The 25882-nt window shown below is 39.7% G+C and carries 23 protein-coding genes and 1 pseudogene; 21 read left to right on the top strand and 3 right to left on the bottom strand.

The genetic code is table 11. The features are described 5' to 3' along the window. The first annotated feature begins 40 nt into the window (after positions 1-40). From nagB to LKD46_RS08945, 18 genes are all read left to right on the top strand, one after another. Entirely contained in the window at positions 41-766 is a 726-nt protein-coding gene (gene nagB / locus LKD46_RS09030) for a glucosamine-6-phosphate deaminase (RefSeq protein ID WP_059085755.1), read from the top strand. A gap of 44 nt (positions 767-810) precedes the next feature. Beyond that, positions 811-3051 (top strand): glycoside hydrolase family 95 protein, encoded by a 2241-nt coding sequence (locus LKD46_RS09025; RefSeq protein ID WP_114002664.1) that lies wholly within the window; start codon positions 811-813, stop codon positions 3049-3051. 398 nt (positions 3052-3449) lie between these two features. Beyond that, a complete protein-coding gene (locus LKD46_RS09020) occupies positions 3450-4082 on the top strand; it encodes a PBECR4 domain-containing protein (protein WP_005423087.1) in 633 nt (210 codons plus the stop codon). Positions 4083-4371: 289 nt separating this feature from the next. Next, positions 4372-4887: a sigma-70 family RNA polymerase sigma factor gene (locus tag LKD46_RS09015; protein ID WP_114002663.1), complete on the top strand. Its 516-nt coding sequence runs from the start codon at positions 4372-4374 to the stop codon at positions 4885-4887. Next, the gene (locus LKD46_RS09010) at positions 4887-6314 is read left to right on the top strand and encodes a DUF4179 domain-containing protein (protein WP_227574044.1); all 1428 of its coding nucleotides are present in this window, start codon (positions 4887-4889) and stop codon (positions 6312-6314) included. The genes LKD46_RS09015 and LKD46_RS09010 overlap by 1 nt, the downstream gene beginning before the upstream one ends. Positions 6315-6526: 212 nt before the next feature. Next, entirely contained in the window at positions 6527-7879 is a 1353-nt protein-coding gene (locus LKD46_RS09005; protein WP_227574043.1) for a L,D-transpeptidase family protein, read from the top strand. Positions 7880-8006: 127 nt separating this feature from the next. Next, entirely contained in the window at positions 8007-8192 is a 186-nt protein-coding gene (locus tag LKD46_RS09000) for a hypothetical protein (RefSeq protein WP_227574042.1), read from the top strand. 11 nt (positions 8193-8203) lie between these two features. Next, positions 8204-8959, top strand: coding sequence for an ATP-binding response regulator (locus tag LKD46_RS08995; protein WP_227574041.1), 756 nt, complete (start codon positions 8204-8206; stop codon positions 8957-8959). A gap of 246 nt (positions 8960-9205) precedes the next feature. Continuing rightward, positions 9206-9757 (top strand): hypothetical protein, encoded by a 552-nt coding sequence (locus tag LKD46_RS08990; RefSeq protein WP_138277506.1) that lies wholly within the window; start codon positions 9206-9208, stop codon positions 9755-9757. A gap of 77 nt (positions 9758-9834) precedes the next feature. Beyond that, the gene (locus tag LKD46_RS08985; protein WP_227574040.1) at positions 9835-11721 is read left to right on the top strand and encodes a beta-N-acetylhexosaminidase; all 1887 of its coding nucleotides are present in this window, start codon (positions 9835-9837) and stop codon (positions 11719-11721) included. Positions 11722-12020: 299 nt separating this feature from the next. After that, the gene (locus LKD46_RS08980) at positions 12021-12686 is read left to right on the top strand and encodes a response regulator transcription factor (protein ID WP_005423065.1); all 666 of its coding nucleotides are present in this window, start codon (positions 12021-12023) and stop codon (positions 12684-12686) included. 281 nt (positions 12687-12967) lie between these two features. Beyond that, positions 12968-14104: a sensor histidine kinase gene (locus LKD46_RS08975; RefSeq protein WP_227574039.1), complete on the top strand. Its 1137-nt coding sequence runs from the start codon at positions 12968-12970 to the stop codon at positions 14102-14104. Positions 14105-14203: 99 nt separating this feature from the next. Then, on the top strand, positions 14204-15688 hold the full coding sequence (locus tag LKD46_RS08970; protein ID WP_227574038.1) for a DUF6034 family protein: 1485 nt from the start codon (positions 14204-14206) through the stop codon (positions 15686-15688). A gap of 118 nt (positions 15689-15806) precedes the next feature. After that, on the top strand, positions 15807-16580 hold the full coding sequence (locus tag LKD46_RS08965; protein ID WP_227574037.1) for a hypothetical protein: 774 nt from the start codon (positions 15807-15809) through the stop codon (positions 16578-16580). A gap of 18 nt (positions 16581-16598) precedes the next feature. After that, positions 16599-17327, top strand: a complete 729-nt coding sequence (locus tag LKD46_RS08960; protein ID WP_227574036.1) for an ABC transporter permease — start codon at positions 16599-16601, stop codon at positions 17325-17327. A gap of 43 nt (positions 17328-17370) precedes the next feature. Continuing rightward, on the top strand, positions 17371-18021 hold the full coding sequence (locus LKD46_RS08955) for an ATP-binding cassette domain-containing protein (protein WP_044925097.1): 651 nt from the start codon (positions 17371-17373) through the stop codon (positions 18019-18021). A gap of 17 nt (positions 18022-18038) precedes the next feature. After that, positions 18039-19337, top strand: a complete 1299-nt coding sequence (locus tag LKD46_RS08950) for a COG1361 family protein (protein ID WP_227574035.1) — start codon at positions 18039-18041, stop codon at positions 19335-19337. Then, positions 19334-20041, top strand: coding sequence for a hypothetical protein (locus LKD46_RS08945; RefSeq protein ID WP_227574034.1), 708 nt, complete (start codon positions 19334-19336; stop codon positions 20039-20041). Before LKD46_RS08950 ends, LKD46_RS08945 begins: the two co-directional genes overlap by 4 nt. A gap of 135 nt (positions 20042-20176) precedes the next feature. On the opposite strand, the gene LKD46_RS08940 is transcribed toward LKD46_RS08945, so the two are convergent. The 3 genes from LKD46_RS08940 to LKD46_RS08930 form a co-directional block, all read right to left on the bottom strand. Continuing rightward, positions 20177-20827 carry a hypothetical protein gene (locus tag LKD46_RS08940; protein WP_110104237.1) on the bottom strand — a complete coding sequence of 217 codons (651 nt, stop codon included), beginning with the start codon at positions 20825-20827 and terminating at the stop codon, positions 20177-20179. Positions 20828-20924: 97 nt separating this feature from the next. Next, positions 20925-22229, bottom strand: a complete 1305-nt coding sequence (locus LKD46_RS08935) for a sensor histidine kinase (protein WP_158526520.1) — start codon at positions 22227-22229, stop codon at positions 20925-20927. Positions 22230-22368: 139 nt separating this feature from the next. Continuing rightward, the gene (locus LKD46_RS08930) at positions 22369-23034 is read right to left on the bottom strand and encodes a response regulator transcription factor (RefSeq protein WP_110104239.1); all 666 of its coding nucleotides are present in this window, start codon (positions 23032-23034) and stop codon (positions 22369-22371) included. 938 nt (positions 23035-23972) lie between these two features. Between LKD46_RS08930 and LKD46_RS08920 the strand changes: the two genes are divergently transcribed. The 3 genes and pseudogenes from LKD46_RS08920 to LKD46_RS08910 all read left to right on the top strand — a co-directional run. Beyond that, on the top strand, positions 23973-24950 hold the full coding sequence (locus LKD46_RS08920) for a M28 family metallopeptidase (protein WP_227574033.1): 978 nt from the start codon (positions 23973-23975) through the stop codon (positions 24948-24950). 140 nt (positions 24951-25090) lie between these two features. Next, a complete protein-coding gene (locus LKD46_RS08915; RefSeq protein ID WP_015524968.1) occupies positions 25091-25465 on the top strand; it encodes a hypothetical protein in 375 nt (124 codons plus the stop codon). A 312-nt stretch (positions 25466-25777) separates the two neighbouring features. Then, positions 25778-25882: pseudogene (locus LKD46_RS08910) on the top strand (transposase); the annotation flags it as partial.

The raw sequence follows: 25882 nt of genomic DNA, 5'->3' as shown, positions 1-25882 counted from the left end.
CTGTCTGGCACAGGGTCACCAGACGTTCAGGAGGGTATATATGGTTATTTACAAAGGAAAAGACTATAAGGATGTTAGCAGAAAAGCAGCAAATATTATGTCCGCACAGATTATCATGAATCCTAGATCAGTGCTGGGCTTAGCAACTGGTTCAACACCAGTGGGTATGTATCAACAGTTGATCGAATGGTATAAAAAAGGGGATCTTGATTTTTCAAAAATTACTACTGTAAATTTGGATGAATATAAAGGTTTGTCTCCAGACAATGATCAGAGTTACCGATATTTTATGGATCAAAATTTATTGGACCATATAAATATTGAAAAATCCCATACATATGTTCCGGACGGAATGGATGCAGACAGTGAGCATGCCTGTAAAGAATATGACAAGATAATTTCCATGGTGGGTGGGATTGATATGCAGCTTCTTGGAATTGGAGGAAATGGTCATATTGGATTCAATGAACCTGGAGTAGCATTTGAAAAAGAAACGCATTGTGTAAATCTTACAGAAAGTACTATCAAGGCAAATGCCCGTTTTTTTAAGAGCATAGATGATGTACCGAAGCAGGCGTATACTATGGGAATTAAGAATATCATGTCCGCAAAGAAAATATTATTGATTGCTACCGGTTCATCTAAGGCAAAAGCTATTTATGATTCCCTTTACGGACCGATTACTCCAAATGTACCGGCTTCAATTCTTCAGCTTCATCCCGATGTAACTATAGTTGCAGATGAAGACGCATTACAACTTTTATGAAAATAGTACAGATAACATAATGTTAATATAGGAGGATAACACGAATGGACCATTGGATATTAAGCTACAAAAGCCCGGCAGAAGCCTGGAATGAGGCACTGCCGCTCGGAAACGGAACTCTTGGAGTGATGTCCTATGGCCGTCTGGAAAATGAAACACTTGAACTGAATCTTGATACTTTATGGTCCGGTGACGGCAGTTCAAAGCTGAATAAAAACGGCCATGCTGATCTTGGGCATCTGCGAAAGCTGCTTAAAGACCAGAAGCATCAGGAAGCAGAAGATTATTGTAGGAAACATATCCTGGGTGACTGGACGGACAGTTACCTCCCGGCTGGCAGACTCAATATGAGTCTGCAGATGTCCGGACAGGCACCCGGCGGATATGTACGCCAGCTCTCTTTGAACCATGCGGTGGAAACAGTGGCATCTGCAGGGTATAAAAGGGAGCTGTTTGTGAGCATGGCAGATCCTCTGCTGGCAGTCCATTTCCAGGCAGCCCATAAACAGAAACTTCATCTTGAGATTTCACTGGAAAGTGAGATCAGATATGAGAAAATAAAAAACTGTGAAGATACCGTTTTACTTTCTGGACGGGCACCTTCTTATGTGGCACCGCCATACTATGACTGCCCGGAACCGGTTGTTTATGAGGCCGGAAAAGGAATCCGGTTTACACTGGCTGTAAAGGTTGTTGTACCGCAGGGCAGTGTGAAATGCTGTGATGGTAAGCTCCTGATCGAGGGAGAACAGGACATATTTGTTTATTTTACAGGAAATACAGATTTTGGACGGAATGCAGATACACCACAGCTGGAAAAAGAGTGTATGGAAGTATTGGAAGATCCGGATTATGAACAGCTGAAGAAAAGACATCTGGGAGAATACCATAAATATTTTAACCGTATGGAATTATCACTGAACGACACCAGGGAAAACCGTTTGGCAGAGATGATGTTCCATTATGCCAGATACCTGATGATCTGTTCCTCCAGACCGGGAAGCCAGTGTGCAAACCTCCAGGGAATCTGGAACAACAGGATGCGTGCCCCCTGGAGCAGTAATTATACCGTTAATATCAACACGGAGATGAATTACTGGATGGCTGAGAGATGCAACCTGAGCGAATGTCAGGAACCACTCTTTGACCTGATCTGCCGGACAGCAGAGGATGGACGGGAGACAGCCAGGGAGGTCTATGGACTTTCCGGATGGGTGAGCCACCACAACCTGGATATCTGGGGACATTCCGGACCTGTTGGATATTTCGGGCAGGATGAGGACCCCTGTTCCTATTCTATGTGGCCTATGAGTTCGGGATGGCTCTGCCGGCATCTCTGGGAACATTACTGCTATACAGAAGACCTGGATTTCCTGAAAGACAGAGCATATCCGGTGATCGAGGGAGCCGTAAAGTTCTATCTTGGGTTCCTGTTCCCATATGGGGAATACTATGTTACCGGGCCTTCCACTTCCCCGGAAAACCGTTTCTGTGGAGAAGATGGAAAATCCCACAGTGTGGGAATGGCATCCACCATGGATATCAGCATCCTGAAAGAACTGTTTGGGTACTACCTGAAAATATGTAACATCCTGGGCATAGAGGGAGAGACAGCGGATGTAAAACGGGTACTTTCAAAACTGCCGCCATTTAAGACGGGAAGCTTTGGACAAATCCGGGAATGGTTCCTGGATTATCCGGAAACAGAGATCCATCACCGCCATGTTTCCCATCTGTATGGTCTTTATCCCGGAAACCTGATCACAGAAAAAAACCCGGAGCTTCTGGAAGCCTGCCGGGTGGCTCTGGAAAGGCGCGGGGACGAAGGAACCGGATGGTGTATGGCATGGAAGGCCTGCCTCTGGGCCAGACTCCGGGACGGGGAACATGCACTGGGGCTTTTGAAAAACCAGCTCCGTTATACCAGGGAGGAAAATATTTCCTGTGTGGGAGGCGGCATTTATCCCAATATGCTGTGTGCACACCCACCGTTCCAGATCGATGGGAACTTTGGCTTTGCAGCTGCGGTTGCAGAGATGCTTATCCAGAGCAGGAAAGGGTATATCCTGTTACTTCCGGCACTTCCGGATGAATGGAAAGACGGAAATGTCCGGGGAATGAAGGTACAGGGTGACATCACAGTTGATTTCGAATGGAGAGATGGCAGGATACACAGGATTCGCCTCTGCTCTTCCCGTGAGCAGAAAGTAACGCTGGAATGTAATGGAATTTCAAAAACAATATTTTTAAGACCTGATGGGACAGAGGATATGATTTTTGGTTGATCTGTCCTGAGGGCCTGGAAATCATAGACAGTGGTAAGTAATGGGGTACAATAAAATACAGCCAATCGATTTTGTTAGAAACTATTGATATTTCTTAGGGTATCGCATATAATATAGTTAAACCAAAAGGTTTCGTGTAGCGGCACGTAAAAGCTGTACTGTGCCCGGGCAGGGTAATTACTGGGACTATTTGATACTCGGAAGGGTATTACGCCCACACCAGGGAGATACGGTGAGTCCGCGCCGGGGACTTAATGATACCGGCGACATTTTAGACGTTCGGAAGGATGTCGCGGCTGACAGCCAGCATAAAACCGCTTTTTAAGATTATTGGCACTGGATAACAAAAAGTTGTCCGGTGCTGTTTTTATATTATAGTGATGATTGGGAAAAGATAGATGGGAAAACAACAGGATAGAGAGAAAATCGTACAGGAGATTAAAATAGCTGCCGATCTGTATAGGAAGCATTTAGTAGGTAAAAGATTTCTATATGTATTTGAAGGCAGATATATTGAGGTGCTTTATAAAGCTGCCAATTTCAGGCACTTAACAGGTGTGGCCACAAACCTTTCTGCAAAAAAGTTTTATAGTTATGCAGCAAAAAAGCTGCTTCAGGCTTCGCAGATATTTTTTACACCGCAGCACCCTTTTTCATTGTGTAAGCGTAAAATTAAGCATATCGGACAGATTGCAATGCTGGCTGGCTCAGAAGGCTTTATGTTGGAAGAGATTGTTACAGATACGAGAACTTATAAGTTTGGCACAACAGATCTTAATTTTACTCTATGCTTAAATAAAGAGTATGATGATCAGGGACAGCAAAAAGGCGATTGCTTTGTAGTAGAATCACTGCGAGATGAAGATTGTTTTTCTAAAAGTACAACAGCATATACAGTAACTCATATTTTCTCAGCACCGAATGATGCGAAAAAATATACAACTTTACTGTTTTTGGATGAAAATGCAATGATAGACAGTCTTCCGGATGAAATTAAAAACATGCTGGATCAAACTTTATTACATAAATAAAAATGGAGAGTCTTAGTTGGCGATTCAATTAATCTATCCTGAGGGTATGAGAATTATTGACAGCCGTATCATGTAAAACGCACATGGTACGGCTGTTTTTATACCCCAATAGGACCTGATGATCATAAAATTTTGAACGATTTCGGGGGTGTTTTTATCTGAGATGATTTTTTTTAAAATATTTGCAACCTTTTTAGGGATTCGCACGTCTAATAAGTAGGAGCACATAAATGAAGCTTCTATAGTATACTCCGGATGACTGGTCTGAGATAGGAGAATTGGAACTATAATGAATGAGGTTTTGATACGAAAAGCGAAGAAAGGCGACAAGGATGCTTTTTGCAGGCTCATGGATGAAAATGTACAGAGTATGTACAAGATTGCAGCAGCATATCTGAAAAATGATGAAGATGTTGCAGATGCAATACAAGATACGATCCTTTCCTGCTATGAAAATCTAAGAAGTCTAAGAAAGAACAGATACTTTAAAACATGGCTGATACGCATCCTGATCAATAAATGTAAAGATGTCATACAAAAGAATAAACTGGTTACTTTTATGGATCAAATTCCAGAAACCCCTTTTCATGAAGAATATGAGACAATAGAATGCTTACAGGCATTAGAACCATTGGATAGTAAATATCGTTTGGTTGTTATTCTGTACTACATGGAGGAATTTAATATCCGGGAAATCAGTAATATCCTGGATTTGCCAGAAAACACAGTGAAATCCCGCCTTCATCGTGGAAGAAAAAAAATCGCAGAGATATATGGATATAAAATTAAGGAGGAACGTGCCTAATGATGACTCTAAATAATAATGAGAAAGATTTCCAGAAAAAAATGCAAAAGGATACAGAGATTCCGGCGATTGTACATGAACATATCAATCAGGCATATCATTTGATTGAGAATAACACGGTTACTCAGAAAAAAGCACCTAGGGATCCATTCCACTGGATGAAAATCGGAGGCAGGGTAGCAGGAGGTATGGCAGCGGTACTGGCGGTCGGATTTATATTCTGTGCAACCAATCCAGTAATGGCAAAGAATATCCCGGTTGTAGGAGGGCTTTTTGAAATCTTGCAGGATAATGTAAGTTTCTTTGGTGATTTTTCGGATTATGCAACAACCTTGGAATCCGTTGATGGAACAACGGTAGATGGCAGTGAAGCAGATGGGGACAAGACAGGTAATGCCACTAGTGAGAATGCTTACATTAAAACAGCAGATGGGCTGACAATTACATGTTCTGAGGTATATGCCAACAGCCAGGCGGTCTATATAACTATGCAGTTTAAGAGTGATAAGCCATTTCCAGAAACGTCAACCAGGGCGGAAAGTGGAACACCGGTCATTGATCTGGATATGACTGGCGGTGTGGACTTTGATTCAGAAGCTAGTCCGGTGATCGACGGTCAGGTGGAAGGACAGTTTCTGGATGACAACACCTATGCATGCATTTTCCGTTATGATTTGGCAGAGGCGGCAAAAGACTATACGGAATATAATGAGAAATACAATGAAATGACACAGCAGGTAATGGATGAGATGGGAATAACTCAGGCGGACTTAGATGATCAGACGGATGAAGGTTATGCGCTGCTGGAAGAGTTTATCAATAAAGTATCTGAGCGTGGTGGAGCATATCAGAAATATATTAAAGATATTGAGATTCCGGATACTTTTAATCTGCATCTGGATATCACGAAGGTAAGAGGGCTGGAAGCAGACTATGAGTGGTCAGAAGCGGATGATGAAAACTATGGAAGGGATGCCGGCTACTACAAATATGAAGGTGACTGGAGTTTCGATATCCCGGTTACAGTAGATGATTCCCGGACAGAAGTATTGGAACTGAATGATACAAACGATGCTGGTATCGGACTCAAATCCGTAATTCGTTCTCCGTATGAACTGACGGTAAATGAACTTTATAAGGAAGGATCCAACAGTGACTGCTTCATGGTAGCTCTTGATGCCAACGGAAACACACTTCCATATAATGAGTCTACTGGAAACTGTAATAACTTCGCAATTCAGGACAGGGATATTTCGACAGTAGATATTTATTTCCTGGATTATATCCAGTATATGGATGAACTGAAGGGGCAGCAGAATTTTGATAATCCTACGAAAGAAGACGGACAGAGATGGAAAAAACTTCTGGAGGAAAATGCAAAGTACCATAAGACATTACATTTTGACAGTGACAATGCAAAAAACTAATTGATTCAAAGAAAGATAAATAAGACATGAGACCAAAAGAAGTGATAGGGCAATCAATGAGAACCACAAAATCGGCAAGACCAGGTTCAGTTGTTTATGTGCCGATGGATAAATCGGAATTCAGATCCATTATATTTTCAGAAAAGAAGAAAAATAAAATTAAGAAAATCGTAATATTGATTATATTGATGATTTTTGTTATAGGCTGTTGTATGTATGCAGGTATATCTTATTATTACTCATATCACTTCTTTTATGGGACGACCATCAATGGGATTGACAGTTCAAATAAGACAGCTTATGAGGTTGAGCAGGAGATTGCTGGGAAAAAGGAGAACTATACTATTCAGGTAAGGGCAAGAATGCAGGACCCGCAGGCCATTACAGGAAAAGACATTGATTATAAATACGTATCCAGCGGTGCGGTTCTCCAGCTGCTGAAAACTCAGAAATCATGGGAATGGATCGGCAGTCTTTTTGAAACAAAAAACTATATGGTTCAAGAAGAGGCTTCTTTCAGCCGGGAGAAACTGGAAGAACAGGTAAATTCATTAAATTGTGCGAAAAAAGAGAATCAGATAGCACCGGAAAATGCGTATGTAAGTTTTGTTAACTCAGAATTCACTATTGTGCCAGAAACGGAAGGCAACGAATTAAATACCAAAGAAGCTTATCAGATGATATGCAGGGCAATCGATAACGATGCGGCAGAGGTAGATCTGGAAAGTGATCCAAAGGCTTATAAGAAAGCAGATGTGACGAAAGAAAGTTCAGAGCTTCAGAATATGGTAAATACATATAAGAACCTGACAAAAGCAAATATCACATATACATTTGGAGACGAAACGGTAACACTTGATGGGAATACCATCAAAAACTGGCTGCAGTTTGATGAGAAAGGGCAGCTGCTCCAGAATGATGAAGCCTTCCGGCAACATGTAGTGGATTATGTGGCACAGCTTGCAGCAGATCATGATACAGTTGGCACTGAAAGACAATTCCAGACCACAAGCGGAAGGACGGTGTATGTATATGGCTCAGCTTATGGATGGAAGATTGATCAGGACAAGGAAGTAGCACAGCTCATGCAGGAAATTCAGTCAGGAACCCAGACAACCAGGGAACCGGTATATTCTATGAGGGCAAATGCACACGGAATCAATGATCTCGGAGATACATATATAGAGGTAGATCTTACAGAACAGTATATGTGGTATTATCAGAATGGAAATAGTATTTTCCAATCAGAAATCGTATCCGGACTGCCAAGCGATCCGGATAGAAAAACACCCCCTGGAATATTCACACTGAATTCAAAGAGCAGTCCGTCTGTGCTGCGAGGTGAAATGACAGCAAATGGAACCTATTCTTATGAACAGCCGGTAACGTACTGGATGCCATTCAATGGAGGAATTGGCTTTCATGATGCAGACTGGCAGCCGTACTTTGGTGGTGACAGATATCTTACAGGTGGTTCTCATGGATGCATCAATCTTCCACCAGAAAATGCCGGACAGCTTTATAGTCTTATTCAGTATGATGTCCCGATAATCTGTTTTTACTAATTCTATATTCAAGATGTACAGGACAGGAGCTAAGTTGTAATGCAGCTGGCTCCTGTTTTTCATTGTCAACAGTATCAGCCTGACGTATGATCACCATTTCGGTAATCCAGAACAAAGCAGACTTGATGTGGAAGTGGAAGAGCGATTGGTAAAAGCTAGCAATCTCTTCCTTTCACAAAGAGTGAAGAAGAGAAGGCACATTAATGGGATTGACGTATCAATACTGGAACCATATAATGGGTACAAAGAAAAATTTATTAATGGAAATAAACACATTGACAGAGCATGCAAAAGTGCTGTGATTAAAGTTTAAAACGAATCCTTATGAATATCATAAGTAATGCTGTCAAATACAATAAAGAAAAAGGAGTAATACTGCTTAGCTATTATGAAACACAGGTGGATGACAGGCATATACTTTTTGAGTTCCACTGCAAGGACACCGGGGTTGGAATGAGTAAAGAATTTCAGAACCATATTTTTGAACCATTTACTCAGGAAACAGGCGGTGCAAGATCTGTTTATGGAGGAACAGGTCTTGGTATGCCAATTACAAAAAAACTAATAGAGAAAATGGGCGGTACGATTAAATTTGAAAGCGAGAAAAATGTAGGAACCACATTCATGGTACAGCTTCCATTCCTTATTTCTGCTGATATGAAGCAGGTAGAAGGCCAGGAAGATGATGTATCAATTGAGGGCATGAGAATCCTTTTGGCCGAAGATAATGAATTGAATATGGAAATTGCGGAATTTCTTCTGACAAATGCAGGAGCAGAAATTATAAGGGCTTCAAACGGCAAGGAGGCTGTTGAAGCATTTGCAAAATCAGGTGTTGGTGAGATCAATGTAATTCTGATGGATATTATGATGCCAGTTATGGATGGCCTGGAAGCTACAAGAGAAATACGCACAACGAACAGAAGTGATGCATCTGCTGTTGTGATTATAGCTATGACCGCCAATGCTTTTACAGAAGATAAGACTAAAGCACTGAAGTCTGGAATGGACGATTATCTTACAAAACCACTGGAGTCAGAAAAACTGATTCGTGCCTTAAGTAGATATAAACACAATTAACAGTAACTTTCTTATTATCCTGATTCAGCCATAGAAACAGAGTGTGGTACGAAATATTATACGCAAATTTATTAAGTCAGACAAAGAGGGTGCATATCAATTGGATAATGATATGCACCCTCTGCCGATGTTTATTAACTGATGCATTTTGTTTATATATTCCCTTATTTTGTACATGGACTCTTTTATGTGAAAGGTGTATAATGAATGAAAACTACACGATAAAAATTATGGTGGCATAAGATCATGGCTGACTTGATAAATTTTGTTACGCTGTTGAATGGAAAATTTGATAATAAGGATCAATTTGAAAAAATAAGTAAGACAAATCCACAGTATCCATATGCAAAGCATATCAATACAATATGTAATTCCAGAATTGCAAATCTTCCAAATAGTTTCGAAGGCGTATTTATGATTGAAGAGAGCTATTATTCTGTACAGGGAACTACCCGCTCTTCTTCACATTTGTTTCTTTTCATGGAAGAAAGCAATTCAATAAAACTTATTTCTTATGAGATACCGGAAGGATATGATAAAAAGAATTTTACTTACAAAATGTTCAAAGGTGCCGACTATGATCAGCTAAAGTGTTCTGCAAAATTTACTCCTGCATTTTTCAGAAAATCAGGTGATATATGGGAAGGCGGAAGTGTAAGTATGTTTTCTCCCGTATTGAAATTTTCTCTGCATGAAAAGTTCACTGAAAATCAATTGGAAGTATCAGAGTCCATGGAAGTAAATGGGAAAAGAACTTTTGGTTATGATGAACCGATTATTTACAAACGAATAAAATAGAACATTGACAGAGGATGCTCTGCCAAAAAGATTGATTTGTTAAGAAGAGCAGGATTACTAGAGAAAGAGGAATACGTATGAACATTGTTTTTTCATCTGATAAGAAAGAATATAATACTATTAAAAAAGGTACTGAAATACTGCTGGCTGAAAATGACGGTTTCAACCAAAATATAGAATTGTTTGTTAAATTTCAGGACAGACCAGAAATATTGATCAATAAAAGAAAAAACCAGATTCATATCATCTGTCGGGAAATATCTCATTATTACCGCGCACTTAATTATGCCATATATCATATGGAAGAGGATGAATTTCAATATCAAGAGCATGTCTGTTTTGAAAGAAACGGTCTTATGCTGGATTGTTCCAGAAATGCTGTATTTACAGTTGAAAAGGTGAAATTCCTGATCAGGACACTGGCAAAACTTGGAATGAATGTACTTATGCTTTATACAGAAGATACCTATGAAGTAGAGGGGCAGCCTTATTTTGGAGCCTATCGCGGAAAATACACCAAGGACGAAATAAAAGAGCTGGATGCTTACGCCTCAATGTTTGGAGTAGAGCTTGTTCCGTGTATTCAGACCCTGGCTCATCTGCACAATGTGCTGAAGTGGCCGGGAATGGATAAGATTCGGGATTCTGCGGACATTCTCCAGCCTGAAAAAGAGGAAACTTATCAGTTTATTGAAAAGCTGCTCAGCGCAGTAAAAGAGAGTTTTTCTACTAACAGGGTACATCTTGGAATGGATGAGGCTGTCATGCTGGGACTTGGAAATTATCTAAAAGAAAATGGATATAAAAAAGGGTCACTGATAATCAGGGAACATTGTAACAGGGTCGTAGATATTTGCAGAAAATTAGAATTAAAGCCTATGATATGGAGTGACATGTACATTACAGCAAATTCTACAGGCGGATACTATGATCTGCCCGAAAATACGGACTGCTCCAAATGGGAAAAACCGAAAAAAGATTTAGGATTAGTATATTGGGACTATTATCATGATGATACCAGAACCTATGAAAAAATGCTGGATATCCATGCGCAGCTTTCGGATAACGTTATTTTTGCAGGAGGTTCTTGGATTTGGAACGGAATTTCCCCCAATTATTCTAAGACCTATGCGTGTACCAAAGCAGCTCTTTCTACTTGTAAAAAATACAATATAAAAGAGGTTCTCTGTACAGCATGGATGGATAATGGTGCAGAAACCCCGATGGATGCTTTGCTTCCGGGACTTGTACTTTTTGCACACCTTGATTTTCACAGAGACTATGACGAAACAATCCTTAAGCAGGAGTTCAGGAACTGCACAGGCGGAGAATTTGATGATTTTATGGCACTTGACAATTTTGATTCTTTATTCTTAAATACGAAAGAGAATGAAGAGGCTCAAAATCCTTCAAAATATCTGTTATACCAGGATCCAATGTTAGGCATTTTTGATTATCATGTGAAAGAATCAGGTGTCAATACAAAATCTTACTACCAAAACATACAGAAATGTATGAAGGAATGTGCAAAAAAAACAGGAAAATATCAGCTTTTATTCTCATTTTATGAAAAACTGGCGGCGGTATTAGCTGATAAAGCCGATTTGGGCATGTGCATAAAATCAGCATATGACAGATCGGACAGAGCAGCGTTGAAAGATATCAGTCAGAATGTTATTCCTGGAATCATCTGCAATCTGACAGATATGAAATCATCAAGAGAAAAAATCTGGATGAACGATGCAAAGCCATTTGGTTATGAGATTCTGGATATAAAAATTGGTGGCGTAATTACAAGACTTAAAAGTACAGGATACCGGATTGATAATTATCTGAATGGAAATGTGCTTCGTCTGGAAGAGCTGGAAGAGGAAAGACTTCCCTATTTTACCAAAGGAATGGACAAGCGGGAGAACTTATGGAATCGCATCATCAGTGGATGTGATTTGAATGACACGATCTGATAAAGGTAAATGAAGGGAATCAGGCTACGTGTGAAAATTCTAGTGATTTTAATAATTTTTGTATTTGCATTGTCTCTCTTTCGAATGATTCCGGAATGGAGTAAAAATAATAATAAATGTTCTCACCAGCGTTATAAACGATCAGAAAATAACGGTTTATACAGGAAATCAAAACTATTCTCACAGAATGGTTTTGGTTTCCTTTTTTGCTGTTACAAATCAGTTACAACTGCAATATAGAATTTAATGTATAATTAACCTGTGAAAAGATAGTTATAAAAACATGTGAGGTAATAATTATGAAGGCAAGAATCCTTGTGATAGAAGACGAAATGTCAATCAATGACCTGCTATGTATGAATTTGGAGATTGCAGGGTATGAAACAGTAGGATATCTGGATGGAAATGAGGCATATGAAGCAATTATTCAAGATCATGCGTTTCAGTGTGCACTTGTAGATATCATGCTTCCCGGAAGAGACGGCTATAGCCTGTTACCGAAATTGAAGCAGTATGAAATTCCCGTAATATTTCTTACTGCAAAGGGAGATATCGCGAGCAAGATAAAGGGATTAAAAGACGGTGCGGAAGATTATATTGTAAAGCCATTTGAAATGCTGGAAGTGATGGTTCGTCTTGAAAAAGTACTGGAACGTAATGGCACTGTACAAGAACAGATTCAAATTGGTGATGTCATCATTGATACTGCAAGTCGTACTGTTACAAAAATGGGCATGGAAATCTATTTAAAGCCAATGGAATATAACTGTCTCATGGTGTTCGCTAAAAACCCGAATAAAGCACTGACCAGGAATCAGATCCTGCAGGAACTGTGGAATGAAGAGTTCTGCGGAGAAACAAGAACTGTGGATGCACATGTGGGGCGTATCAGGAAAAAGCTTGGCTGGCAGGATAAGATTAAAACAATTCCCAGAATCGGTTACAGACTTGAGGTAGATTTATGAAACTCTTAATAAAGATCTTTTCTCAGACTACATGTATCATTCTGTTGGTATCGTTAGGGATCTTTCTTTATACCACTTATTGTTGGAAGAATCAGAGTATACAGAATATCAACAGTTATGAAAGCAGTATATTTAGAACAAACATCTTACAGTTTGAAAATAAAACAAGCCTTTCCGACGCTCAGAAACAGAATGCCGACAACGAAATGCGCCCCCAAATAGTTACTTATGCTTTTCGGCAGGTTTTTCATGACAGTGCGGTTTTATATCTTGATGGAAAAATGACCTATAATGGAACTGTTTATGAATTCGACGTAAAAAAGTTAAGAGAATTATGTAAAAGTAAGGCAAACATGGTGGATCATGGCAGCAACAGTGACGGTCATGGCCCTATGATCAGTCAGATAAATGGAAGGACACTTTTGTTATTTTACTATGGCAATGTAAATATGGGATATCAGATTGTTACTTATAAAGATATAACAGATGTAATAGAAAAAAGTCATCTGCTGTTTTTTCAGACTGGTGGATTTACTTTATCTTTGATCGTGGTGATGGGAATTGTCCTTTATTTGAGCCTTCGAAAAATCACAGCGCCGCTTATAAGCCTAAGAGAAGCTACGCTTCTTGTTTCTGAAGGTATTTATGATTTTAAAGTACCGTCAGAGGGCAATACAGAACTTGCGCAGGTAGGTGCAACCTTTAATTTTATGACAGGTAAAATAAAAGAACAAATTGAAAGTCTTTCTAACATAAACCGGACACAAAAACAGCTTATTGGAAGTCTGGCTCATGAGCTGAAGACCCCAATGACTGCAATCATAGGCTATGCAGATACATTGCTTACTGTGCGCCTAACCCCGGAAAGGCAGGAGAAGGCTCTTATTTATATTGAAAATGAATGTCGCAGGCTGTCAAGACTTTCTATGAAAATGCTGGAATTAACCGGACTCTACGAAGCTTCGGAAGACTCATTCAATCCAGCTGAAATACAGGTGGATAATTTCCTGAAAGAAGTAAAAGAACTCATTGATTGCAGGCTTCAGGAAAAAAACATCTCTCTTGATGTATTTTGTGAACCAAAAGAATTGGTAAAGAAGTTTGATCAGGACTTAATGATAAGTGTAGTGACAAATCTAATTGATAATGCAGTCAAAGCTTCCAGGAAAGAATCTAAAATTGTGCTTGAGGCAACCCCAGACCATCTGATGGTTCAGGATTTTGGAAAGGGAATACCGAAAGAGGATCTGGAAATGGTGACGGAACCATTTTATATGGTAGACAAATCTCGTTCCAGGGCAAAAGGAAGTGTAGGACTCGGTCTTTCTTTATGTCAGAAAATTATAGAACTGCACGATTTCCAACTGAAGATTGAAAGCAATCCGGGAAAAGGAACTACCGTCTCTGTTTTCTGGTAATCACACTAACGTTTACATATCAGTTACAAATCGCGAAAGATTTGGTGTAATGCTCGATGATATACTTATAACAACCTTAGAAAGGAGATATTACCAGAAATGAGAAAAAACATAAAAAAGTTTGCAGGAATAGTGCTTTGTATTGGAATGTTTACAGGATGCGCACAGACCCCGGATTCTTCTTTGGTAAAGCCAAAGGGGAGCAAGGCTGTAGATGCTTATACGGAAGCGGATGATGTTAGCGGTTCTAAAGGAGAAGCATCTGAAAGCAAGAACGATGACGGTTCAGAGTCAAAGACAACCATCAGGAATCTCATTGATGCTCCTCAAAATTATAAAAGCCATGTGGAAGATGACAGTGCCAAGCTCGTGGTAAATACAGATGCAAGCGTAGAAATTCCGGAAGTGGAAAAGATATCTGCTATTTCTGTCACCGCGGCAGAAGTTACCCAGGAGCTTCTCGACCGTATTACAAACGCATTCTTCTCAGAGGCAAAACTTTATACCATGGATAGTTATTACGTGAAGACAAAGGATGAAATTAAAAAAACTCTGGATGAACTAAAAGAAGACGTTGCAAACGGAAACCTGGACCCGTATAACTATGGAACAGATGATGATGGGAATTATGTCTATGATATCTATGAAGATATTGAGACATGGGAACGGGAATACGAAACTGCTCCGGAAAAGAAAACCCTGACAGAGGCAAAACCTGTTGCCGGAAATTTTTTCGATTGTATTGCACAAATGCCAGACGATTCACAATACTATTATAAAATATCTTCCGATGGCTCCGATACCTTGTCAGTCAAGATCAAGAAAGCAGCAAACAAGGGCGGGGAAAAAATACCGGAGGATGCAATGTGGTGTGATTACGGATATTCTGAAGAGGAAGAAAAACCCACAGAAGAATCTATCGGGCTGTCCCTGGATGAAGCAAAAAAACTTGTAAAAGAAAAAGTTGAAAAAATGGGCATCACAGATTTACAGTTTTCTAACTGGAATTACGCGGTGTGCAAAAGTTTTGAAGGCGATAATAGTTCAGGTAATTTTGGAAATGGATATAGAATTGATTATGCACGTACCATAAATGGTGTGCCGGTCACTCAGACAATTGCAGATGGTGGGGCATTGGAAGATATGGACAGCACAATGGAAACATGGTCTTATGAAAGTCTCTGTTTCTATGTCGATAAAGACGGCATAGAAAGCATGACTTATTCAAATCCCTACACAATTGGTAAAATAAAGACAGAGAATTTAAATCTTCTTTCGTTCAGCGAGGTTATGAAAATTTATGAAAAAATGATGGTGGTAACAAACGCTGATAATATGCAATATGAAAATTCCAGGGTCTATAATATTGATCGGATCGTTCTTGGTTATGCCAGAATATATGAGCCGTCTACTGACGCACACACAGGTATTCTGATTCCCGTCTGGGATTTTTTCGGCAGCATGACTTCAGAAGGTGAATATAACGGAGAAACAGAATCAAATACCAGTAAAAATCCGAATGAAAGTTTCCTTACCATTAATGCCGTGGATGGCAGTATCATAGACCGGAATCTGGGTTACTGACATGAGACAGGTATTTGGAATTGTAAGGTACAATTTCTTCGGATTTCTACGCAATCCCAAAGTTATTTTTATATTTCTGTTAGAATTTGTACTGAGTTTCCTGCTTACAGGCAGAATCATGGTTGTAATGGAGACCTACGATACACCGGTACAGGCCATTGAACCATTTATCTGGACATTTGGGGATGGGATAGCAGTACTGTCCAGTTCGCTGCTCTTGCTTCTTATGTTTTCTGACCTGCCGAAGATGACACCTATTACTCCATACCAGCTGACCCGGACAACCAAGAGGAAATGGCTTTTAGGTCAATTCATTTATGTTATTCTTGTAACTGTTTTATATACGGTTTTGATGCTGCTGTTTACGGCCGTGCTGTGTATGAAAAAGAGTTATCCAGGTAACCTGTGGAGCGAAACTGCGGCCATGCTTGGTTATTCAGAATTAGGAAAAAACCTGCAGGTCCCTTCTACAGTAAGGGTCATGGAAAGTATCTCACCCTATGGCTGTATGCTGCAGGTTTTCTTCCTTCTGTTTTGTTATTCGCTGACCTTAAGCTTTGTAATCCTTGTAGGAAATCTCTATAAAGGGAAGACTAAGGGGATGATTTTTGGTCTTCTTTACAGTGTCTTTGGTTTTTTATTGGACCCGAAAGTACTGGCTGCAATTTTACATAAAGAAAAATACGAAATGTATCAGGTAAATGTATTAATCTGCTGGATCAGTCCTCTGAACCAGGCAGTATACGGAAAACATAACTTAGGTTATGACCCATTGCTTCCGAAAATCTCGCATTCCTATATGTTTTTTCTGGGTATTTTAGTTCTTCTTGCAGTTTTTGCAATTAACCGGATGAAAAAATATACCTTTGAATTTCTTGGAGAAAAGACATGATCGGAAGGGGGAAAACCTATGTGGGGTGAAACAAAACGTATGTGTTTTAATAAAAATTTTCTGGCAGCATGGCTGATAGCCTGCATTTCCATAGCCATTGGACAGACTTATCCCAGCTTAAAAAAAGCACTGACATGTGGTACTTTTATCAGTATACTGGAAGGTTCTCTAAAAAGCCAGGCAGTATCTTTTGCCATTCCGGTAGCAGCCGTATTGCCATGGAGTGATTCCGTTCTGCAAGAATATAAAAGTGGATTTTTAAAGGAGATACTTCCCAGAACGACTCGCAGACAGTATATCGAAGGTAAAGTCTTTTCCATTATGGTATCTGGTTTTATGGTCTGGACGTTATCTATACTAACGGTACTTTTTATCAATTTTATTGTGTTCTATCCGCTGGAGATAAAGGGTGCTATTCAGAAAGAAGCACTTCTGGACTTACTCATGAAGGCATTTCGGACAGGACTTATCGGAAGTATCATAAGTACTTTCGGTGGAAACTGCGGGATTTTATGGGATTCTGCTTACATGGCATATGGAATCCCTTTTGTAAGCTTTTATTTCGGAATTATCCTTCATGACCGCTATTTTAAGAATCAGATATGGTTTTATCCAGTAGAATGGATACTGGCTGATGAAAATTGGGGACCGGACAAAATAGGACTTTGGCTATTTCTACTGTTGTTTTTATTAGTAATGCTGGGAATTCTGGGAGGTGTTTTATATGGAAGATTGGAAGAAATCTGAAGGGACATTTAATCTGGCCTGTGATCCGCAAAGAGCAAGTGGAATGATGCAGAACACCTGCGTAAAAATAGAACACGTGACCAAACGTTTCGGTGAAGACATCGTGTTACAGGAAGTAAATCTTTCCCTGAAAACAGGGAACGTCTATGGGATTGTTGGAAATAACGGTTCCGGAAAGACCGTTCTTATGAAATGCATCTGTGGGTTTCTCCCTGTAACTACGGGCACTATTTTTGTATTTGGAAAAAAAATAGGACATGATGTGGATTTTCCTGAAAGTCTTGGAGTTATTATCGAGACTCCCGGTTTTCTTACACAATATACGGGCTTTAAAAATCTGGAGATCCTGGCAGACATGAATGGCCGGATTTCGAAGGCCGATATCCGCATAGTCTTAAAAAGGGTAGGATTGGATCCGGATATGAAGAAACCAGTCGGAAAATATTCCCTTGGAATGCGTCAACGCCTTGGTATTGCACAGGCCATTATGGAAGATCCTCTTTTTTTGATTCTGGATGAGCCGTTTAATGGACTGGATAAACATGGCGTGGAAGAAATAAGAGAACTTCTGCTGGATTTAAAAGCAGCAGGAAAAACCATTTTGCTGGCAAGCCATAATGAAGAGGACATCAGAATCTTATGTGACCACGTATATGAAATGGATGGAGGAATCTTAAGAGAAAGGACTGCCTGATAATGAGAAATTTATTTGTGAAAACGGCATTAGTATTGTGTACGACAATAATATTTCTTCCAGCTACCGTTTTTGCCACAGAGCCTCAAAACACGGAGATTACATCTGCTGAAGAAGGATTTACGGACTCGGATCCGTCCGTATCTTATGAGAATGACAACTCGTTAACCCTTGATGAAAAAGAGGATGAATCTACGAGTACCGAACCTCCGAGTACCGAACCTCCGGCAGAGGATGAAAAGACTCCTGATAAAGCTGATAACGATAAAGAAAATCCGGATCCGGATATTTTTACATCAGGAGATGACTTTGGTGATGGTTCTAAATCGAATCCTTTTCATGTTGTAATAGACAGTGATAATCAGGAGGACGGTGACGCCCCACAGATAACAGATCCGGTTATAGACAACGGAGGGTATTCGGGCGGTGGGGGAGGAGGTAATTCAACATCAGACTCATCAAGTGAAAAAATATTACATAAACCGCAGGTATTATTAGAAGACAGCAATCTTTCAGGTGGACGATTGGAGGCTGGTTCTACAACAGAAATGTCGCTGACATTTCGAAATAAAAGCTGCAGTCAAAATGTATTTGGTTTAAAAATTTCCCTTTCTACAGAGAACAAAGGAATCGAATTTGAGAAAAACTCTTTTTATGTACAAGTCCTGGCTCCTGGTGAAGCAATTACTTTGGAACAGATGATTACTATAACAGAAAACTGTGATCCTGGCCAGGCTGTCATTACTTTTTCTCTGGATTATGAAGATTCGAAAGCAACTGCAACTACCGGTACAGAATTACTGTCTTTTCAGATCATCCAACCGGTTCGTGTTAAATTGGAAGCTTCAGATATTCCATCTGTTTTATACGCTATGGATACAGTAGAAATCCCGGTAAAAGCAATGAATCTAGGAAGAGACAAAATATATAATGCAAGTGTCAGCTTAAAAGCTGATGAATTAAGCTCAAACGATACTGCATTCTTAGGGACCATAGAGGCCGGAGATTTATCCCAGGGAAGTCTTCGCATATATGTAAAAGGAAAAACAGGAAAATGTGCAGGTCAATTAATCCTTACGTATGAGGATGCCGATGGCAAATCGTATGAGGAAGAAATAAAATTTGATTCTGAAATCAAAGAAACCCAGATAAAGTCTTTAAAGGTTGAAGATGACCAGGAGAAAACCAATAACTGGTGGTATTCCATAGCTGCAGTTGTTGCAGTACTGCTTATTTCCATAATCCTGATTCTGGTCAGAAAGCTTCATAAGAAAAATATCCTTCTTGAAGAAGCGAGAAAGGCGGCTTCTCATTGAAAAGAAAAAAAATAGACAGCTTTACCTTATTTGTCATACTTCTGCTGACATTGACACTTACATTATCAGGAATTCTGCTGGCAGGCATGAAAGAAGAAAAACGGCAATTTACTGTGCTGCTCCCACTTGGAGATCTGGCTTATGATGAAGATTTTTTGCAGAAAGCGAAGAAGATAAAAGGTATAAAAGAAATCTGGCCAGTCATAGAAGTCCCGGTTGTCATCAAAATTGAAGATTATACGGAAACAACGACTTTTTCAGGAATTGATATGAATGCGTTTGGAAAAAATCCAACTCAGAATGAACTGGGGAAGATGCCGTTGTTATTGCTGGGAAATGGTTCCCTACGGGATATGAAAGACTATAATAATCATGCCATTTCAAAAAAACAACAGGAAAAATTTTTAGAAATGGGTGAAAACCTGAATATTTTTTATTCCCTGGATGAAAAAGAGAAGGAAACTTCCAAAGCCATAGATGATCTTACCACTTTATCCGGCAATTCCGCAAGAGGACCGCAAACCTCATATATGCCCTGTAAAGCCGCTGTAGTAACAGAAGGCAACGAAATCTACATACCCATTTCCCAGGCACAGGATCTCTGCAGAGAAATAGGAGAGCCTTCTGAGATCAGTAAAGTATATCTAAAAATAAATGGAAAAAATAACCTGGAGAACGCAAAGAAAATACTTTCAGGAATTTAACATAATATATAGCAATTCGGCGATTGCCTTCGAAATGGTCTCGCGGCGGGCCGCTGCTTTAAATGGGCGTATCAATTTGTCTGCTGTACGACGGTTTTTTTTCTTTTGCCATCGACCGGCAGAATGGCTTAGTTATTATTTCTGAACGGAGTCCGCTTCTTCTTGTGTGAGTTGACCATTTTTAACTGCATCAGAAATAGCTTTGTCTAATTCCTCAACTGTGGAATAATCCCCGATGTGTACTGCTTTTCCGTTATCTTTTGTTATATCAACACTATAAGAGGAAACTACATCTTCAGTAGGTGGAATCATGGAGTAGGTATCGCCGTCACCGTTGTCTTTGGAATACAATACTCCTTTTTTGATACTTTCCAGAGTTCCTTTATAGCTGTCCATCATAGCAGCTACGCTTTCCTGTGTAAATTCATGGAATACGCCTTCCCCATCATACCAACCATCTCCGGTTCCAATCAAAGATTCCATTTCTTTTTTCTGTTCGTTCATCCACGCCTCATATTCATCAGCTGTCCACCACTGCACATCTGGTGCTGCATTGTTCTTCTCATAATCTGCCTCATCGACCCAATTTTTACCGTCAACGCTGATTTGTCCACCGTCTGTATCCTGATAGAGAATATCTGCACTGGATGTGTTTCCTGTTTCGGATGTTGAAACCTTTGGTGTATCCGAAGCCAATGCACTTGCATAACTTGCATAAGTAACTCCTGCAATGCTTAAACAGATTGCTCCACACAGTCCTATTGACCAAATTTTTTTGTTCTTCATTGATAAAACCTCACTTTCTAAAAATTGTAGCTACCCTCTTGAGGACAGCTATAATATAACAAAGCAACTTGGATATAATTTGCAAGGATTATGGATTTTAGATGGAGTTGTCTATCGGCTGCCTGCAAGGCAATTCAAACCAAAACAGTACACCATTGTTTGTATTTGAAATGCCGTACTTTGCTTGGTGCATTTCCATGATTTTGCCAACAATATAAAGCCCTAATCCGCTTCCGCCGGAATTACGGTTACGAGATGTATCTGCCCGGTAGAAGGCTTCAAACAAATGTGGAATAGAATCGTCAGGCACACGGACACCTGTGTTTTCAATTTCACCACGAATTGTACCATGCGTTTCGGACAAAGATATACGAATCAGTTTACCACTTGGAGAATAGTGAGTTGCGTTTACCAATATATTTTGAATCGCCCGTTCCATCTGTGCTTGTTCCACTTCACAATAAAGACGGGTAGGAATATTTGCTTCAAGGCACTGTTCCTTTTCTTCCAATAAATCTGTTACAGTGGCAATCTGTACCCGAAATATTTCCGCAAAATCAACGGTTTTATATTCAGTTTTTTGAGTTCCTTCCGCTTTGGAAACATACAGCAGCTCTTTTACCAACTTTTCCATCCTATCGACAACGGCCAGGGAACGCTCCATGTACTCTATATGGTTTTCATAACCGCAGACTCCGTTCAGCATTCCCGCCAAATGTCCTTTCAAGATGGTTAGTGGTGTTTTCAGTTCATGGGATGCTGCCGAGAAAAAGTCTACCCGCTGTCTTTCTAACTCCTGTTCCTTTTCAATATCTGTTTTGAGCTGTTGGTTGGCAGTTTGAAGGTCGTTCAATGCAGTGGATAGCGAAGCAGACAATGAATTTAGATTTTGCGCCAAACACCCTAATTCATCTTCTCGTCCTGTACCACATTGACCGGAAAAATCCAATTCTGCCATTTGCTTTGAAATCTTGCTCAGTCGCACAATAGGTCGAGTGATGTACCGTGTATAGAGCCATGCACAAAGGAGCGAAAGCAGAAAGATCATTAGGATAACATACGGAAGAATAGACAGCAATACCTTTGTTGCCTGCTGTACAACGAACAAATCCGTTTGAACTGCCAATTCATAAGCAGTACCGTTTTTTAACGTGAACGGGTAAAAATTTGTCGTGGTTTCCCCAGACGGTTGCATATCTATGAACGATTCATCTTCATCGAATGTAACTGTGCAATCTGCCGAAGCAGTAGAGGTTTCCATTGATGCCTCGTCGGGATATATCATACGACCGTTACTATCCTCAATCCAAAAAGCAGCATTTGTTTCCTTTGAAAAATTAGATATGTCATTTTCGCAATCAGATATATTGTCAAAGGATGTCATTTGCTCAACAAGGTGCATAGCGGATTTCTCCGTAGCCGAATTTATCAAATTGGAGTATGTCGTAGGTAACAGTTTTGAAATGAAAAAATATGTTCCGCCGCAAGCTGCACCCAGTAGAAGAAATGTAATTATAAAAATCTTGACGGATAACCGTTGCTTAATGTACTTTGTCAATTCTGTATCCCACCCCTCTGATTGTTTTGATATAGTCAGCATTCAGCTTTTTGCGAATGTTCTTTATGTGACTGTCAACGATCCGATCTTCGACCTCCAAATCGTCCGCCCACAATCGGTCAAGTAGCATTTGCCGAGTAAAGACCTTTCCCTGATTTTCAAGCATAAGCCTAAGAAGCGCAAACTCTTTGCTGGTTAAAACAACCTCGTTTCCGCCTTGATATACATGGAATCCGTCAACGTCCATACTCAGCTCTTTATAAGTAAGCAGGGGTTGATTTTGATTTTCCACAGTCCTACGGCGAAGAATAGCCGCAATCTTGCACAGCAGGATTTTGGGCGAAAAGGGCTTTGGAATGTAATCGTCAATCTGCTGTTCAAAACCCTTCAACTGTTTTTCTTCATCCGAAAGCGCAGTAAGCATAATAATAGGGACTTGTGACCGCCTACGAATGACCTCACATACACCATAACCGTCGATTTTAGGGAGCATGATGTCTAACAGCACAAGGTCGATGGTATCCCCAAACATTGCAATCCCTGCCACACCGTCAGAAGCAACAGCAACTTCATATCCCGCATCAATCAGATGGTTCTTTAATATATCCTGAATGTCAATATCGTCCTCAACAATTAAAATCTTCTGCATTGTTCCACCTCCGATTTTTCAAATATAGCAGAGAAATATGTATCTATTATGGAGTCTCAAATTTTATCCGCATTTATTTTACCGCCATTCTTTCAATCTATCAATGTTGTCATCGGGTATGTAGAATAAAATACTACTAAAACATAAAACTGCGTATCGTCCTCATAATCAAACCTGAATACCTTTTACCAAATCGTCACCTTGCTGGACATTTCCGTAGACCAGTTCTTTTATCCTGACAGGCAGAACAGCGAAAGTAACTGCTGCCAGCACATTGATGTCCTTATAAACTCTAATGAAAAAGAATTTGTCGTGATAGAAGCCACAACCGAGGGCATTAAGAAAGCCAGAGAAACGGAGGTTCCAGGAAAATCTACATACCCATTTCCCAGGCACAGGATCTCTGCAGAGAAATAGGAGAGCCTTCTGAAATCAGTAAAGTATATCTAAAAATAAATGGAAAGAATAACCTGGAGAACGCAAAGAAAATACTTTCAGGAATTTAACATAATATATAGCAAGAAGTCTCCTTCCTTTACAGATGTGCAATGAATTGTAAAAGTACTGTACGAACGCTGTAAAAGCAAAAAAGAACACTTGGTTGGTGATGCAGTTCATGGTATAATAGTATCAGTTGATAACATAAATGATAAAAAAGCTAATTTTGTTAAAAAAGGATCACAATGTACATTTGAATATCAGATTTACTGCTTTTTGATCATGTGGTTGTAGTGTTCCGTGCATAGCCCAGAATGGAACTAAGTAAAATTATCAATGTCTGTTCCTTTTTCAAAATCTGAGATTTAATTGGCAGAAGTATATCACATGATAATGTTTATGGTATGGAAAAAAGCTTTCGTTGTAGCCTATGGTTCTGCATGGAAAGTTATTGGATAAAAGATACTGATTAATACTTGGTAAAATGAGGGAGCTCACAAATGAAAAAAATTACAATTGCCTTAATTATGGTTATATCATTAATAGCACCAATTCAGACAATGGCGGAGAGTGTTACTCAGAACGGTACAATAATAGAGCCTTTGGAACAGAATATTGAACAGATCATCGATGAAATCACTTCTGAACCGCGTCCAATAAATTCTGATGCAATACAGAATGTAAAAGAATATATTAGTGAATATTTTGGCAATCAGGGATATGACAATATAGAATACCAGAAATTCGAATATAACGATGAAAACAATGAGAATGCAATAAGGCATTCCTCGCAGGCGGATGTGTTTCTGGCATCAACAGCCGAGAATGCAATTGTTGACGGCATTGGTGAAAATATCATTGTGACAAAAAACTCATCCATTGATACTACAAAAAATCTGATCATAAGTGCCCATTATGACAGTGCAGAAGATTCGGTGGGCGCCAATGATAACGGTTCCGGAGTGGCAGCAGTGCTTGAACTGGCAAGGATTTTAAAAGATACAGAGATACCGTATAATATAAAATTCATCCTGTTCTCGGGCGAAGAGAAATATATGCTGGGTTCAAGATGGTATGTTGGTAAGCTGACGGAGGACGAGCGGAAACAGATCATCGGAGTAATAAATATTGATACTATTGCAGAAAAAAGTGATCTGGGTTATATGGCGATGATCGAAGGAAACAAAAGACCAGACAATGCGGAATATGATGATGAGGGATTGAAAAAACTGGCAGAATTAAATAAAAACAGTATGTCAGAACTATTTACACCCAGTGACAGATTTTTCCTGACAATGGCAACCAACAGTGACCATTATCCGTTTGCATTAGTGAATATCCCGGCAGTATCTATTGTCCAGGACTGGCAAGATGGTTTGAACGTGAATGATAGTTCTGATGTAAAAGAAAATATGGATATACAGAGAATTGTGGAAGTGATTGATCAGGTTATGGAAGTACTTCCAACGATCAATTAAATTTATATCAAAAATCTCCCACTAATGGTAGTGTCAGATAAAAAACATTGTAGAAGTCAGTAATATTAATGTTTTTCATGGTGCTAGCACGGTGTGAAGTCGAAACAATCAAATACTGACAGAGACTAGGAGGTGGAATAATGAAAAAATGGATCGTGATGCTGGCGGTACTTGTTATGTTCTGTCTGGCGGGATGCGGGGAAAAGCCGATGACAGCAGTGTATTTTCATACAGATGATAACAGCTGGTATTTTGCGGATCTGGACACGGACACGATTTTCTCCGGAACGATACCGGATAAGCTTACGGATGAGAATGGAAAGAAGCTGACAGAGGAAGATATGACAGACGGAGATGTTTACCTAATCTATGGAGATGGTATCATGCTGGAAAGCTTCCCGGGACAGTATCCGGGAATCACAAAGATGGTACGGAAAGAACAAGGCAATCAGGAAAAGGCCGATCATTACCGGAAAGAGCTGCTTTCCATGATGCGTCCGGTGACTGGAGAGTGATAAAATAAAGCTTTTTTATAAAAATATTAAAAGAAAATATATATCCATTTCTTCTATATTTTGATAAACTATATATTAAGGCCACTGAGAAGAATAAATTTTAACAAATGTAGCAAGAATTCTCCCACCTCTTCAGGTGGTGAGATGAATTGCACATCTGAGCATATCTGCTCAAAAAAAATCTCTATAGTATAAAAGAAACACTCGTTCTCCCTTCCCTGATGTAGTATACTGAAAAAGAACAATTAGTTCATAAATACATATCCGTCGATATAAGAAAAAGGACGATAAATATAATGGAGTTAGACCATGAAAGATGCATTCTGGAGTCAGATCTTCTGTCTGCTCAGTGCAGGCGGAGCAACGATTGAAACGATACGGCAGTATATAGAAAGCCAGGGTGAGAAGAATGAACCG

Source organism: Blautia fusiformis, from assembly GCF_020686995.1.
Classification (GTDB): Bacteria; Bacillota; Clostridia; order Lachnospirales; family Lachnospiraceae; genus Blautia_A; species Blautia_A fusiformis.
The sequence above is the reverse complement of the archived record's forward strand: the minus strand, read 5'-3'. Positions and strand labels throughout refer to the sequence as shown.

Coding starts and splice junctions, on each gene's coding strand:
- nagB (WP_059085755.1), top strand. CDS start 41: ATGGTTATTTACAAAGGAAAAGACTATAAGGATGTTAGCAGAAAAGCA.
- LKD46_RS09025 (WP_114002664.1), top strand. CDS start 811: ATGGACCATTGGATATTAAGCTACAAAAGCCCGGCAGAAGCCTGGAAT.
- LKD46_RS09020 (WP_005423087.1), top strand. CDS start 3,450: ATGGGAAAACAACAGGATAGAGAGAAAATCGTACAGGAGATTAAAATA.
- LKD46_RS09015 (WP_114002663.1), top strand. CDS start 4,372: ATGAATGAGGTTTTGATACGAAAAGCGAAGAAAGGCGACAAGGATGCT.
- LKD46_RS09010 (WP_227574044.1), top strand. CDS start 4,887: ATGATGACTCTAAATAATAATGAGAAAGATTTCCAGAAAAAAATGCAA.
- LKD46_RS09005 (WP_227574043.1), top strand. CDS start 6,527: ATGTATGCAGGTATATCTTATTATTACTCATATCACTTCTTTTATGGG.
- LKD46_RS08995 (WP_227574041.1), top strand. CDS start 8,204: ATGAATATCATAAGTAATGCTGTCAAATACAATAAAGAAAAAGGAGTA.
- LKD46_RS08990 (WP_138277506.1), top strand. CDS start 9,206: ATGGCTGACTTGATAAATTTTGTTACGCTGTTGAATGGAAAATTTGAT.
- LKD46_RS08985 (WP_227574040.1), top strand. CDS start 9,835: ATGAACATTGTTTTTTCATCTGATAAGAAAGAATATAATACTATTAAA.
- LKD46_RS08980 (WP_005423065.1), top strand. CDS start 12,021: ATGAAGGCAAGAATCCTTGTGATAGAAGACGAAATGTCAATCAATGAC.
- LKD46_RS08975 (WP_227574039.1), top strand. CDS start 12,968: ATGACCTATAATGGAACTGTTTATGAATTCGACGTAAAAAAGTTAAGA.
- LKD46_RS08970 (WP_227574038.1), top strand. CDS start 14,204: ATGAGAAAAAACATAAAAAAGTTTGCAGGAATAGTGCTTTGTATTGGA.
- LKD46_RS08965 (WP_227574037.1), top strand. CDS start 15,807: ATGGTTGTAATGGAGACCTACGATACACCGGTACAGGCCATTGAACCA.
- LKD46_RS08960 (WP_227574036.1), top strand. CDS start 16,599: ATGTGGGGTGAAACAAAACGTATGTGTTTTAATAAAAATTTTCTGGCA.
- LKD46_RS08955 (WP_044925097.1), top strand. CDS start 17,371: ATGATGCAGAACACCTGCGTAAAAATAGAACACGTGACCAAACGTTTC.
- LKD46_RS08940 (WP_110104237.1), bottom strand. CDS start 20,827: ATGAAGAACAAAAAAATTTGGTCAATAGGACTGTGTGGAGCAATCTGT.
- LKD46_RS08935 (WP_158526520.1), bottom strand. CDS start 22,229: ATGCACCTTGTTGAGCAAATGACATCCTTTGACAATATATCTGATTGC.
- LKD46_RS08930 (WP_110104239.1), bottom strand. CDS start 23,034: ATGCAGAAGATTTTAATTGTTGAGGACGATATTGACATTCAGGATATA.
- LKD46_RS08920 (WP_227574033.1), top strand. CDS start 23,973: ATGAAAAAAATTACAATTGCCTTAATTATGGTTATATCATTAATAGCA.
- LKD46_RS08915 (WP_015524968.1), top strand. CDS start 25,091: ATGAAAAAATGGATCGTGATGCTGGCGGTACTTGTTATGTTCTGTCTG.